The organism is uncultured Bradyrhizobium sp. (assembly GCF_936943645.1).
Lineage (GTDB): Bacteria > Pseudomonadota > Alphaproteobacteria > Rhizobiales > Xanthobacteraceae > Bradyrhizobium.
In genome coordinates this window covers 1-12,800 of record NZ_CAKZJO010000107.1, presented here as the reverse complement: position 1 = coordinate 12,800, position 12,800 = coordinate 1, and the positions used below count along the sequence as shown (strand labels likewise).

Here is a 12,800-nt window from a genome sequence, read left to right as displayed (position 1 = left end):
ATGAATTATGCTACGCGGTACTTGCCGCGTAGCTCGCCTGCACTTTCCGTATGGCTCGTCTCTTGCGCTCGATGTCGCGATGCACAAGTGTTCCTGACCTTTCACCGTCTGGAACATCCTCATGAGCCGTTCGACCAAATTGTTTGAGACCTACAAGCTCGGCCCGATCACGCTGGCCAACCGCCTCGTCATGGCGCCGCTGACGCGCAACCGCGCGGTGCCCGGCACGTTCGTGCCCGGTGCGCTCGCGGCCGACTATTACGGCCAGCGCGCCTCCGCAGGCCTCCTGATCACCGAAGCGAGCCAGGTCTCGCAACAAGGCCAGGGCTACCAGGACACCCCCGGCATCTATTCGAAGGACCAGGTCGCCGGCTGGCGCAAGGTCACCGACAAGGTTCATGCGCGCGGCGGCAAGATCTTCATCCAGCTCTGGCATGTCGGCCGCATTTCGCATGTCGATCTGCAGGCGGGTGGCGCAGCGCCGGTGGCGCCGAGCGCGATCCGCGCCAAGGGCAAGACCTTCGTGAACGGCACCTTTGCCGACGTCTCCGAGCCGCGTGCGCTCGAGCTCGCCGAAATTCCGGGGATTATCGACGATTTCAAGCGCGCCACCAAGAACGCGCTGGAGGCCGGCTTCGACGGCGTCGAGATCCACGGCGCCAACGGCTACCTGCTCGAGCAGTTCGCCAAGGACGGCACCAACAAGCGCACGGATGCCTATGGCGGCTCGATCGAGAACCGCGCGCGGCTGATGCTGGAGGTGTCCAGGGCCGTCGTCGCCGAGGCCGGCGCCGAGCGCACCGGCATCCGCATCTCGCCGGTGACGCCGGCCAACGACATCTCGGATTCCAACCCGCAGGCGCTGTACGATCACATCGTCGACGGGCTCAGCGCGCTCAAGCTGGTCTATCTGCACGTGGTCGAAGGCGCCACGGGTGGGCCGCGCGACATCGCGCCGTTCGACTATGCATCCTTGCGCAAGCGCTTCTCCGGCGCCTACGTCGCCAACAACGGCTATGATTTCGATCTCGCCACCAAGGTGCTGGACGCCAACGCGGCCGATCTCATCGCCTTCGGCAAGCCGTTCATCTCCAACCCCGACCTCGTCGAGCGGCTGAAGCAGGGCGCGGCGCTGAACGATTGGGACAAGAACACGTTCTACGGCGGCGGTGCCAAGGGCTACACGGACTATCCGACGCTGGCGGCCGAGCCGGCGGAGTAATCCACTCCCTCCTCCGTCATTGCGAGGAGCTCTTGCGACGAAGCAATCCAGACTGCCGCCGCGGAAAGATTCTGGATTGCTTCGCTTCGCTCGCAATGACGACGCAGAAGCAGTCGGGCTCAGTAAAAAGCAAAAAAAGGCCGGGATCGCTCCCGGCCTTTCGTGTTTGGATGGATGGCCGGGTCAAGCCCGGCCATGACGTCTACGACGTCACTTCGCTTCCGCGCGCTTCGGGGGGGTTGCCGGCCACGACTTGATCAGCGTGTCGTAGTCGACCGTCTCACCCTTCGGCTTCTCGTTGGCGAGCTTGCGCTGGGGCGCGATGGTGCCGTCCTTCTCGGCCTTCGCGAACCAGTACTCCGGCTTCTCCTTCTTGTGGAGCTTCGGACCACAGGCCCCCTGCACGCCGGACTTCTCGAGGCGCTCCATGACGGAGTCCTGAGCAGCGGCCAGTGCATCCATCGCCGCTTGCGGCGTCTTCGCACCGGACGACGCATCGCCGATGTTCTGCCACCACAGCTGCGCGAGCTTCGGATAGTCGGGCACGTTGTTGCCGGTCGGGGTCCACTGCACGCGCGCGGGCGAGCGGTAGAACTCGATCAGGCCGCCGAGCTTCGGCGCACGCTCGGTGAACGACTTGTCCCAGATGTCGGATTCACGGATGAAGGTGAGACCGACATGGCTCTTCTTCAAGCTCACCGACTTGGAGATGATGAACTGGAGATAGAGCCAAGCCGCCTTGCGGCGATCCGCCGGGGTCGACTTCAGCAGCGTCACGGAGCCGGCGTCCTGGTAGCCGAGCTTCATGCCTTCCTTCCAGTACGCACCGTGCGGCGACGGAGCCATACGCCATTTCGGCGTACCGTCCGCGTTCATCACGGCGATGCCCGGCTTCACCATGTCGGCGGTGAAGGCGGTGTACCAGAACATCTGCTGGGCGATGTTGCCCTGGGCCGGCACCGGACCAGCTTCAGAGAACGTCATGCCCTGCGCCTGCGGCGGCGCATACTTCTTCAGCCACTCGAGGTACTTGGTGATCGAGTAGACCGCGGCCGGACCGTTGGTGTCGCCACCACGCTCGACCGAGGAGCCGACCGGGCGGCAGCCTTCCATGCGGATGCCCCACTCGTCGACCGGCAGACCGTTCGGAATGCCCTTGTCGCCGTTGCCGGCCATCGACAGCCAGGCGTCGGTGAAGCGCCATCCGAGCGAAGGGTCCTTCTTGCCATAGTCCATATGGCCGTAGACCTTGACGCCGTTGATCTCCTTGATGTCGTTGGTGAAGAACTCGGCGATGTCCTCATAGGCGGACCAGTTCACGGGCACGCCGAGCTCATAGCCATACTTGGCCTTGAACTTGGCCTTGTAGTCGGGGTTGGTGAACCAGTCGTAGCGGAACCAGTAGAGGTTCGCGAACTGCTGGTCGGGCAGCTGGTAGAGCTTGCCGTCGGGGCCGGTCGTGAACGACTTGCCGATGAAGTCGTTGACGTCGAGCATGGGGTCGGTGACGTCCTTGCCCTCGCCGGTCATGTAGTCCGACAGCACGATCGTCTGGCCGTAGCGGAAGTGGGTGCCGATCAGGTCGGAATCGTTGATCCAGCCATCATAGACGTTCTTGCCGGACTGCATCTGGGTCTGCAGCTTCTCGACGACGTCACCTTCCTGGATGAGGTCGTGCTTGAGCTTGATGCCGGTGAGCTCGGAGAACGCCTTGGCCAGCGTCTGCGATTCATATTCGTGGGTGGTGATGGTCTCGGAGACGACGTTGATCTCCATGCCCTTGAAGGGTTCGGCGGCCTTGGCGAACCACTCCAGCTCCTTCTTCTGGTCTTCCTTCGACAGCGTCGAGGGCTGGAATTCCGCGATCCACTTCTGGATCACGGCCTCGTCGGCGGCGCGGACCGGCGCCGAGACGGCGAACGACACCGCCATGATGGCGGCGGCGCTGGACATGGTCAGAAAACTGCTCTTGGTCAATGGACCTTTCCTTCTCCTAAACTGTCGCATGTTGTTCCTCCGTTGCAGCGACAAACTTTTATACAGACCCGGATTGCCCCCGGATCTGGCCGTCCCTTCGCCAGCTTCAGACCGTGCGGAAAATGAGCACGGCCGTCACCAGCGAAATTCCACTTGCGAGCCACAGGCGCGAGATCTCGACGCCCTCCTCGCCGATCGGCAGCGTTGCGATCGCATCGGTGCCGAAGAAGCCGATCCAGAGAAGGTGGATGACCGCCGCCGTGATCAGCGAGATGAACAGGCGATCGCCGCGCGTGGTCGGGATGCGCAGCACGCCGACGCGCTCGGCCTCAGGATAGACAGCCGCAAGCCATGTCATCACGGCGAGCGTGCAGGCGAGCGCGGCGAAGAAGATCGCCGTCGGCAGCGTCCAGGCCATCCATGCGATGGATTCCATTGATGCCTCCCTAGACGCGACCGAGCGCGAAACCGCTCGCGATGTAGTTACGGACGAACCAGATCACGAGCGCGCCCGGGATGATAGTGAGCACGCCGGCGGCGGCCAGCAGGCCCCAATCCATGCCCGACGCCGACACCGTGCGCGTCATGATCGCGGCGATGGGTTTGGCCGACACCGAGGTCAGCGTACGCGCGAGCAGCAGCTCGACCCAGGAGAACATGAAGCAGAAGAAGGCGGCGACGCCGATGCCGCTCGCGATCAGCGGCACCAGGATCTTGATGAAGAAGCGGGGGAAGGAATAGCCGTCCAGGAAGGCGGTCTCGTCGATCTCGCGCGGTACGCCCGAGACGAAGCCTTCGAGGATCCACACCGCCAGTGGCACGTTGAAGATGCAGTGCGCGAGCGCGACGGCCCAGGGCGTATCGAACAGGCCGATCGCCGAATAGAGGTTGAAGAACGGCAGCGCGTAGACCGCGGCCGGCGCCATGCGGTTCGACAGCAGCCAGAAGAACAGGTGCTTGTCGCCGAGGAAGCGGTAGCGCGAGAACGCGTAGGCCGCCGGCAGCGCCACCGAGATCGAGATGATGGTGTTGAGAACGACGTATTCCAGCGAGTTGATGTAGCCGGAATACCAGCTCTCGTCGGTGAAGATGCGCTTGTAATGCTGCAGCGTCGGCGTGTGCGGCCACAGCGTCATCGTCGAGACGATCTCGCTGTTGGTCTTGAAGCTCATGTTGACGAGCCAGTAGATCGGCAGCAGCAGGAAGATCAGGAACAGCCCCATGATGAGGCGGCGGCCGGGAATCGAGTGCATCACACGGCTCCTTCCTGGGGCTTCCGCTCGGCGCCCGCATTGGTCATGACGGTGTAGAAGATCCAGCAGACGATCAGGATGATGAGGTTGTAGACCAGCGACAGCGCCGCGGCCTTGCCGAGGTCGAACTGGCCGAGCGCGATCTTGACGAGCTCGATCGACACGAAGGTGGTGGAGTTGCCGGGGCCGCCGCCGGTGACGACGAACGGCTCGGTGTAGATCATGAAGCTGTCCATGAAGCGCAGCAGCACCGCGATCAGGAGCACGCGGTTCATCTTCGGCAGCTGGATCGCCTTGAACACGGCCCAGCGCGAGGCGCCGTCGATCTGCGCGGCCTGGTAATACGCCTCGGGAATCGACTTCAGGCCGGCATAGCACAGCAGCGCGACGAGGCTGGTCCAGTGCCAGACGTCCATCACGATGACGGTGACCCAGGCATCGATGTCGTTGGAGACGTAATTGTAGTCGATGCCCGCGGCGTTCAGCACATATCCGAGCAACCCGATGTCGGGCCGGCCGAAAATCTGCCAGATCGTGCCGACCACGTTCCACGGAATGAGCAGCGGCAGCGCGAGGATGACGAGGCAGGCCGCCACCGTCCAGCCCTCGCGCGGCATCGACAGCGCAACGACGATGCCGAGCGGCACTTCGATGGCGAGGATCACCATCGAGAAGAACAGGTTGCGGCCGAGCGAAGCGAGGAAACGACCGCCGAGATCGGTCGAGGGATCGAGCAATTCTTTGAACCAGCCCACGCCGTTCCAGAAGAACTGGTTGTTGCCGAAGGTGTCCTGCATCGAATAGTTCACCACCGTCATCAGCGGCAGCACCGCCGAGAAGGCGACGACCAGGAACACCGGCAGCACCAGGAACCAGGCTTTTTGGTTGACGGTCTTGTCCATCAGGCGGCTCCCTCCACCAGAAGGCTGTCGGCATAGACGTGAACGTGGGACGGGTCGAACTTCAGTCCGGCCATACCGTCCGAGCTGACGAAGCCGGCGGGCGCGCGCGCTGCGAGCTTTGCCTCACCGAAGCGGGCGCGCGCGAAACGGATGCGGCCGAGATCGTCGAGGCGTTCGATTTTGGCTGTGAGCAAGCCGGGCGCAGGCGCGACGACCTCGACGAATTCGGGGCGGACGCCGATCTCGATCTTGGCTCCCGCAGGCAGATTGTCGTAGGCGCGGTTGAGCGCGATGACGTGGCCGCCGATGTGCGCCTCACGTCCCCTCACCTCCGCCGGCAGGATGTTCATGCCGGGCGAGCCGATGAAATAGCCGACAAAGGTATGCGCCGGCTTGTCGAACAGCTCGGCCGGCGTGCCGCTCTGCACCACGCGGCCGTCATGCATGACGACGACGGTGTCGGCGAAGGTCAGCGCCTCGGTCTGGTCGTGGGTGACGTAGATCATCGTGAGGTCGAGCTCGCGATGCAGCGCTTTCAGCTTGGAGCGCAGCTGCCATTTCAGCTCGGGGTCGATCACGGTCAGCGGCTCGTCGAACAGCACGGCGGCGACGTCGGAGCGAACGAGGCCGCGGCCGAGCGAGATTTTCTGCTTGGCGTCAGCCGTCAGCCGCGTCGCCTTGCGGTTCAGATAAGGCTCGAGATCGAGCAGGCGGCCGATCTCGGCGACGCGCTTGTCGATCTCGGCCTTCGGCACGCCGCGATTCTTCAGCGGAAACGCCAGGTTCTGTCCGACCGTCATGGTGTCGTAGATCACCGGAAACTGGAATACCTGGGCAATGTTGCGCTTCTGGGTTGACAGCGGTGTGATGTCCACGCCGTCGAACAGGATTTTCCCTCGCGACGGCGTGATGATGCCGGAGATGACGTTGAGCAGCGTGGTCTTGCCGCAACCGCTCGGCCCGAGCAGCGCGTACGCGCCGCCCTGCCGCCAGGTCATGGTGACAGGCTTCAGCGCAAAGCTTTCCTGCGGCGCATCGTTGCCGCCGTAGGAATGGGCGAGATCGACGAGGTCAATGCGAGCCATCGCGCGCTCCCCTCAAGATCCGGGAGCGGCGACCAGACGGTCGGCCGCATCGAACACGAAAACATCATTGGGATCGAGCACGGCGTCGAGCGTCTGGCCGGGCTCGAACTCGTGCACGCCGTGCAGCACCGCCACCCAGTTCGATCCCTCGCGGGTCAGATGCACGAAACTCTCCGAACCGGTGATCTCGGTCACCGTGACAGTGGCGTGGAACGCATGGCGGTCGGCCTCGCCATTGGCGAGCGCGAGCTGATGCGCGCGGAAGCCGACGCGATAGGTGCCGTCGGCAAGGCCCGAATAAAGGCCGGAGGCTGGCGATGCCGTGCCGCCGGCATATTGCACGGAGCCGTTCTTCTTCTCGATGCCGACGAGGTTGAGCGGCGGATCGGAGAACACCTGCGCCACACGCAAGGTCTGCGGCCGGCGGTAGACGTTGGCGGTCTCGCCCATCTGCAGGGCCTGGCCTTCCCACATGCAGACCGTGTTGCCGCCGAGCAGCAGCGCCTCGGTCGGCTCGGTGGTGGCATAGACGAAGATCGCGCCTGAGGCCTCGAAGATACGCGGCAGCTCGGCGCGCAGCTCCTCGCGCAGCTTGTAATCGAGATTGGCGAGCGGCTCGTCGAGCAGCACGAGATCGGCGCCCTTGACCAGCGCGCGCGCGATCGCGGTGCGCTGCTGCTGGCCGCCGGAGAGCTGGAGCGGGGTTCGCTTCAGGAACGGTTCGAGCCGCAGCAACTTTGCGGCCTCGGCGACGCGCGCCTCGATCTCGTCACGCGGCTTGCCCTGCACGCGCAGGGGCGAAGCGATGTTCTCGTAGACCGTCAGCGAGGGGTAGTTGATGAACTGCTGGTAGACCATCGCCACCGAACGCTGGCGCACGTCGGCGCCGGTGACGTCCTTGCCGTTCACCACCACCTTGCCGCTGGTCGGCTTGTCGAGGCCGGCGAGCAGCCGCATGATCGAGGTCTTGCCGGACAGCGTCGGCCCGAGCAGCACGTTCAACGTGCCGCTCTCAAGCGTCAGCGAGACATCGCGGATGTGCGGAACGCCCTCGACGGTCCGGGTCACGTGGTCGAGTGTCACGGTCATGGGCGTCCTCCCGCTTCCAGCAGGGGACTTTGCGGCACGACGTGGGTCCTGATCCAGTCGTCCAGCACGGCGATCTCGTCGGCAGATAGTCGCAGGCCGAGCTTGGACCGGCGCCAGACCACGTCTTCCGCAGTGACGGCCCATTCATTGGCCACGAGGTAGCGAACCTCGCGCTCGGTCAACGTGGCACCGAAGGCCTGGCCCATGTCGGCCGCCGATTTCGCATCGCCGAGCAGCTTCGCGGCCCGGGTTCCATAGGCCCGTGCGAGCCTGCGGGCGTGCTCGTGGCTGAGGAAGGGATAGCCGCGCTGAAGCTCGGCGATCAGGGCATCGACGTCGGAGACGCTCATGTCGCCGCCCGGCAGCGAGGCCTTGCCGGTCCACCCCTCGCGCGCCTTTGCGCTGCGAAGATAGGGCGCGAGCCGTTCCAGCGCCTCTTCGGCGAGACGGCGATAGGTGGTGATCTTGCCGCCATAGATCGACAGCAGCGGCACGCCGCCGGGCGTGTCGAGCTCGAACACGTAATCGCGGGTGGCGGCCTTGGCTTCGCTGGCGCCGTCGTCATAGAGCGGACGTACGCCGGAATAGGTCCAGACCACGTCGTCCGGCTTCACGGGCTTGGCCAGGTATTCGCTCGCTGCCGTGCAGAGATATTCGATCTCCTCAGCCGTCGCCTTCACCTTGGCCGGATCGCCGTCATAGTCGCGATCGGTGGTGCCGATCAGGGTGAAATCGTCCTGATACGGGATCACGAAAATGATGCGGCCGTCCGCGTTCTGGAACATATAGGCGCGGTCGTGGTCGTAGAGCTTCCTGACCACGATGTGCGAGCCCTGCACCAGGCGCACCTTGGCTTTCGCATTGACGCCGGCGCCGCGGCCGAGCACGTCCTCGACCCAGGGTCCGCCCGCATTGACCAGAGCCTTTGCCTGGATCTGCGAGCGCTCACCGGTCAGCGTGTTGACCATGCTCACGGTCCAGAGGCCGTCGGACTGCCTGATATCCGTTGCACGGGTGCGGGTGCGAATCTCGGCACCCTTGTCGGCGGCATCGCGCGCATTGAGGACGACGAGACGCGCGTCGTCGACGAAACAGTCGGAGTATTCGAAGGCGCGGCTGTAGCGATTCGGGATCAGCGGCTTGCCGACCTCGTCGCGCCTGAGGTCGACCGAGCGGGTCGCCGGCAGCAGATGCCGGCCGCCGATATGGTCGTAGAGGAAGAGGCCGAGCCGCAGCAGCCAGGCGGGCCGCAGGCCAGCATGGTGCGGCAGAACGAAACGAAGGGGACGGATGATGTGGGGTGCGATGCCCCAGAGAATCTCGCGCTCGATCAGCGCCTCGCGGACCAGCCGAAACTCGTAATATTCGAGATAGCGCAGGCCGCCATGCACCAGCTTGGTCGACCAGGACGATGTCCCGCTCGCCAGATCGTTCATTTCGCACAGGAAAACGGTATTGCCGCGGCCCACCGCGTCGCGCGCGATACCGCAACCGTTAACACCGCCTCCGATGATGGCGAGGTCGAAAATACGCTCCAACAGACGCATCCCCCGAAGACCGCTCGTTCCGTCGAGCGGCTACTTTCGTTTTTGATTAGATCACACCAAAAAACGAAAGCAAGATGAAAGAGAGGCGAAAGGAAGCGAAAGCAGAACTTTTTGGGGAGCAGTTCGATGCGGAAACGAGCAGTTCACCCGACAATCTGAGAGGCAATACGTCGGTTGATTAGCCTGCTTAACAGGGTTATGGTCATAGTAGTCATATTGGTTTTTCGCATGGCCGATCGCTATACTGCACCTGATGCGCTTTCCGCTGATGACACGTGGACGCTGGCCAACGCGAAGGCGCGGCTATCCGAGGTAATTGATCGCGCTCAAGCCGGTCCACAGGTGATCACCCGCCATGGCAAACCCAACGCGGTTGTCGTCTCCGCCGAGGAATGGGCGCGCAAGACCGCACGCCGAGGCACGTTGGCTGAATTCCTGCTGGCCTCGCCGTTGCGCGGCGCTGAGCTCGAGCTCGAACGGGTGCACGACGCAGCGCGCAATGAGATGCCGTGAACTTGCTGCTCGACACCAATGTGCTGTCCGAGGTCCAGCGGCCGACACCCTCGCCGCAAGTCTTGGCTTGGCTTCATACGATCGACGAAGATCGTGCGTTCATCAGTGTTGCCTCCATCGCGGAGCTTCGGCGCGGCATCGCATTGCTGGAAGATGGCCGCCGTCGCACGGCGCTGGCCGCATGGCTTGCGCATGATCTCCCGGCGCGGTTTGCCGAACGTGTCTTGCCGATAGACCCCGCGGTGGCGGAGCACTGGGGCGACCTGATGGCCCAAAGCCGCAGGAGCGGCATTGCATTGTCCGTGATGGACGGCTTCTTCGCGGCGACGGCCCTCGCGCATGGCCTCACGCTCGTCACACGCAATGTGAAGGATTTTGCGGCGTGTGGTGTCACGCTATTCAATCCATGGGACGGCGCTTGAGCCCTATCGCAGCCGCACCACCGGCGCGGCTTCCGGTGCAGCGTCCTGCACCTCGGCCGGCGCATCGTCGATGTCCGCGCCCTTCGGCAGCGCTTCCACCACCTCGATGCCCTTGCTGTGGCAGATCGTGGCGAGGCGTTCGGGCAATTCCTGGTCGGTGACGAAGGTCTGGATCTGGGTGATGTGGGCGATGCGCACCGGCGCGCTGCGGCGCAGCTTTGTGGAATCGGCGACCAGCATGACGGTGCGGGCATTGGCGATGATGGCCTGCGCGACCTGCACCTCGCGATAGTCGAAGTCGAGCAGCGCGCCCTCCTCGTCGATCGCGGAGGCGCCGATGATGGCGTAATCGACCTTGAACTGGCCGATCAGTTGCGTCGCGGTCGAGCCGACCACGGCGCCGTCGGCGCGCCGGACCGTGCCGCCGGCGACCACCACCTCGATGCGCGGATGGCGGTAGAGCAGCATCGCGACGTTGAGATTGTTAGTGATGACGAGGAGATCCTCGTGCGAGGTCAGCGCGCTCGCGACCTCCTCGGTCGTGGTGCCGATGTTGATGAAGAGCGAGCAGCCGTTCGGGATCAGGGACGCGGCGGCGGCTCCGATCGCCTTCTTTTCGTCGGCGGCGACGAAGCGCCGCGCCTCATAGGCGAGGTTTTCGACGCCGGAGGCGATGATGGCGCCGCCATGGATGCGGGTCAGCGACCTCCGCTCGCAGAGGTCGTTGAGATCCTTGCGAATGGTCTGCGCCGAGACTTCGAAGCGGCGCGCGAGCTCCTCGACCATGACCCGGCCCGAGGCCCGCGCGATGTTGAGGATTTCGGCTTGGCGATGGGTCAGTCCGGTCACGGCAAGGGCCTCAAATCAGAAAGCGGCATGGTGCGGCGGTTCGCGCCCTCGGTCAATGCGGACGCCGATCACGGTTAACGGATGAGGGTTCGCCATGCCATCGCGGTGGCTAGGCGCGCGAGCAGGTCCGGATCGTCGAACGCGCTTGCGGAGCCGACGGCGCCGGCGCCAACCAGATCGGCATGGCTGAGGCTGGTCCGGATTCCGATCGTCGGAATGCCGGCGGCGGCGGCCGACTGCACGCCGGAGCGCGAATCCTCGAACGCGACCGAGGCCGCAGCGCTGCCGCCGACGAAGCGCAGCCCTTCCTGGTAGGGCAGCGGATGCGGCTTGCCGTACGGCAGCTCGTCGCCGATCACGATTGCCTTGAACCGCTCGGTGATGCCGAGGCCCGCCAGCAGCAGCTCGGCGTTAAGACGCGGCGCGTTGGTCACGGCAACCATGGGCACGCCGGCCGCATCCGCGCGGTCGAGCAGCGCCATCAGCCCCGGCAACGGCTCGATCTGCCCGGCCACGAGCGTGCGGAAAACCTCCTCCTTCTCGGCGAGGATCTCGGCGCGCCGCGCCGGCGTTTCGTCGGGCAAGAAGCGCTCGCCGATCGACACATTGGCGAAGCCCTGCAGCTCCCTGGAGAAGCGCGCGTGATCGAACACGTGGCCTCGAGGTCCCAGCACCTGGTTGAACGCCTTGAGATGCAGCGGGTCGGTGTTGGCGAGTGTGCCATCGATGTCGAACAACAATGCCCTGCCGATTGCCTCGATCATTTCCCTACTTTCCCAAATCCGCGACGCATCGATGCGAAAGACGTATCAATACGGCCTCTCGCGCGCAATGACGCCTCGACATGACGACAATGCGCCACTCGACAAAGCCGCGCGCGGCTGCAACACTCCTTGCAAGATCAAAAAGGAGGAAACGATGATCAACCGACGCGACCTGGCTCTTTCGACTCTCGCGGTATCCGCGCTTGCGCTCTCTGCACCGGCGCTCGCCGCCTCGGCAGACGAAGAGGCGGTGGCGAAAAAGGTCGAGGCCTTCCGCCTCGCCCAGATCGCGGCCGATCCCAAGGCGCTCGGCGCGCTGTGCTGGGACGATCTGAGCTACAGTCATTCCAGCGGCAAGGTCGAGGACAAGGCGACCTTCATCACCAACGCCACCGACGGCAAGTCGAAATTCCTGTCGATCGACTACAAGGACCCGACCATCAAGGTCGTCGGTCCAGCAGCAATCGTGCGCTTCCACTGGGTCGCGGAACAGGAGATGGCGGCCGATGGGAAGAAAGTGCCGACCAATCTTCACATCCTGATGAACTGGCAGAAGCAGGGCGACGAGTGGAAGCTGCTGTCGCGTTCCGCGACGAAGCTGTGATGCACCTACTCACCCTCTCCCCTGTGAGAGAGGTTGGCTCGCGGCGAGACGGGTGAGGGGTATCTCTCCTCACGAACGATCGTGCGAAGGGATAGATACCCTCATCCGGCGCTTCGCGCCACCTTCTCCCGCAAGGGGAGAAGGAAAGTGGGCGCAAGATCAGGTATGGAGCATATGATGACATTGAATCGCGATCATGCCGCCACGACGGACTACGAGGCGGTGGCAAAGAACGTCGAAGCATTTCGCCTCGCCCAGATCGCGGCAGATCCGAAGGCACTCGGTGCTTTGTGCGCGGACGAACTGAGCTACAGCCATTCCAACGGCTTCCTCGAGGACAAGGCGGCCTTCATCGCCAACGCCACCGACGGCAAGACCGAATTCTTGTCGATTGCGTACAAGGACCCAACCATCAAGATCGTCGGTCCCGCCGCGGTCGTGCGCTTCCACTGGCAGGCCGAGATGACGACCGGCGGACAGAAAGTGGCAAACAGCCTTCACATCCTGATGAACTGGCTGAAGCAGGGCGACGAGTGGAAGCTGCTGTCGCGTTCCGCGACGAAGCTGTGATGC

General features: G+C 64.0%; 14 protein-coding genes. 5 read left to right on the top strand and 9 right to left on the bottom strand.

The features are described from left to right. Positions 1 to 121: 121 nt before the first annotated feature. Positions 122 to 1,222, top strand: coding sequence for an alkene reductase (locus Q0743_RS31965; RefSeq protein ID WP_298245402.1), 1,101 nt, complete (start codon positions 122 to 124; stop codon positions 1,220 to 1,222). A 210-nt stretch (positions 1,223 to 1,432) separates the two neighbouring features. Here the strand turns inward: Q0743_RS31965 and Q0743_RS31960 are convergent, their stop codons facing one another. From Q0743_RS31960 to glpD, 7 genes are all read right to left on the bottom strand, one after another. Next, a complete protein-coding gene (locus tag Q0743_RS31960; protein WP_298245466.1) occupies positions 1,433 to 3,175 on the bottom strand; it encodes an ABC transporter substrate-binding protein in 1,743 nt (580 codons plus the stop codon). 130 nt (positions 3,176 to 3,305) lie between these two features. Beyond that, positions 3,306 to 3,635, bottom strand: a complete 330-nt coding sequence (locus Q0743_RS31955; protein ID WP_298245401.1) for a DUF2160 domain-containing protein — start codon at positions 3,633 to 3,635, stop codon at positions 3,306 to 3,308. A 10-nt stretch (positions 3,636 to 3,645) separates the two neighbouring features. Continuing rightward, positions 3,646 to 4,452 (bottom strand): carbohydrate ABC transporter permease, encoded by an 807-nt coding sequence (locus Q0743_RS31950; protein ID WP_018323268.1) that lies wholly within the window; start codon positions 4,450 to 4,452, stop codon positions 3,646 to 3,648. Continuing rightward, positions 4,452 to 5,354 carry a carbohydrate ABC transporter permease gene (locus Q0743_RS31945; protein ID WP_298245400.1) on the bottom strand — a complete coding sequence of 301 codons (903 nt, stop codon included), beginning with the start codon at positions 5,352 to 5,354 and terminating at the stop codon, positions 4,452 to 4,454. Before Q0743_RS31945 ends, Q0743_RS31950 begins: the two co-directional genes overlap by 1 nt. After that, the gene (locus Q0743_RS31940; RefSeq protein ID WP_298245399.1) at positions 5,354 to 6,439 is read right to left on the bottom strand and encodes an ABC transporter ATP-binding protein; all 1,086 of its coding nucleotides are present in this window, start codon (positions 6,437 to 6,439) and stop codon (positions 5,354 to 5,356) included. The genes Q0743_RS31945 and Q0743_RS31940 overlap by 1 nt, the downstream gene beginning before the upstream one ends. Before the next feature lie 12 nt (positions 6,440 to 6,451). Further along, complete coding sequence (locus Q0743_RS31935; RefSeq protein WP_298245398.1) at positions 6,452 to 7,528, bottom strand: ABC transporter ATP-binding protein; 1,077 nt, start codon at positions 7,526 to 7,528, stop codon at positions 6,452 to 6,454. Continuing rightward, on the bottom strand, positions 7,525 to 9,075 hold the full coding sequence (gene glpD, locus Q0743_RS31930) for a glycerol-3-phosphate dehydrogenase (RefSeq protein WP_298245397.1): 1,551 nt from the start codon (positions 9,073 to 9,075) through the stop codon (positions 7,525 to 7,527). Before glpD ends, Q0743_RS31935 begins: the two co-directional genes overlap by 4 nt. Positions 9,076 to 9,303: 228 nt before the next feature. Between glpD and Q0743_RS31925 the strand changes: the two genes are divergently transcribed. Continuing rightward, the gene (locus Q0743_RS31925; RefSeq protein ID WP_298245396.1) at positions 9,304 to 9,588 is read left to right on the top strand and encodes a type II toxin-antitoxin system Phd/YefM family antitoxin; all 285 of its coding nucleotides are present in this window, start codon (positions 9,304 to 9,306) and stop codon (positions 9,586 to 9,588) included. Continuing rightward, complete coding sequence (locus tag Q0743_RS31920; RefSeq protein WP_298245395.1) at positions 9,585 to 10,010, top strand: type II toxin-antitoxin system VapC family toxin; 426 nt, start codon at positions 9,585 to 9,587, stop codon at positions 10,008 to 10,010. The genes Q0743_RS31925 and Q0743_RS31920 overlap by 4 nt, the downstream gene beginning before the upstream one ends. Positions 10,011 to 10,013: 3 nt before the next feature. Here the strand turns inward: Q0743_RS31920 and Q0743_RS31915 are convergent, their stop codons facing one another. Together Q0743_RS31915 and Q0743_RS31910 are read right to left on the bottom strand one after the other, a co-directional pair. Beyond that, the gene (locus tag Q0743_RS31915; RefSeq protein ID WP_298245394.1) at positions 10,014 to 10,859 is read right to left on the bottom strand and encodes a DeoR/GlpR family DNA-binding transcription regulator; all 846 of its coding nucleotides are present in this window, start codon (positions 10,857 to 10,859) and stop codon (positions 10,014 to 10,016) included. A gap of 74 nt (positions 10,860 to 10,933) precedes the next feature. Then, positions 10,934 to 11,623 carry an HAD-IA family hydrolase gene (locus Q0743_RS31910; RefSeq protein WP_298245393.1) on the bottom strand — a complete coding sequence of 230 codons (690 nt, stop codon included), beginning with the start codon at positions 11,621 to 11,623 and terminating at the stop codon, positions 10,934 to 10,936. Between the two features lie 154 nt (positions 11,624 to 11,777). Between Q0743_RS31910 and Q0743_RS31905 the strand changes: the two genes are divergently transcribed. Together Q0743_RS31905 and Q0743_RS31900 are read left to right on the top strand one after the other, a co-directional pair. After that, positions 11,778 to 12,227: a nuclear transport factor 2 family protein gene (locus Q0743_RS31905; RefSeq protein ID WP_298245392.1), complete on the top strand. Its 450-nt coding sequence runs from the start codon at positions 11,778 to 11,780 to the stop codon at positions 12,225 to 12,227. A gap of 174 nt (positions 12,228 to 12,401) precedes the next feature. After that, positions 12,402 to 12,797: a nuclear transport factor 2 family protein gene (locus Q0743_RS31900; RefSeq protein ID WP_298245391.1), complete on the top strand. Its 396-nt coding sequence runs from the start codon at positions 12,402 to 12,404 to the stop codon at positions 12,795 to 12,797. The last annotated feature ends 3 nt before the right edge of the window (positions 12,798 to 12,800 follow it).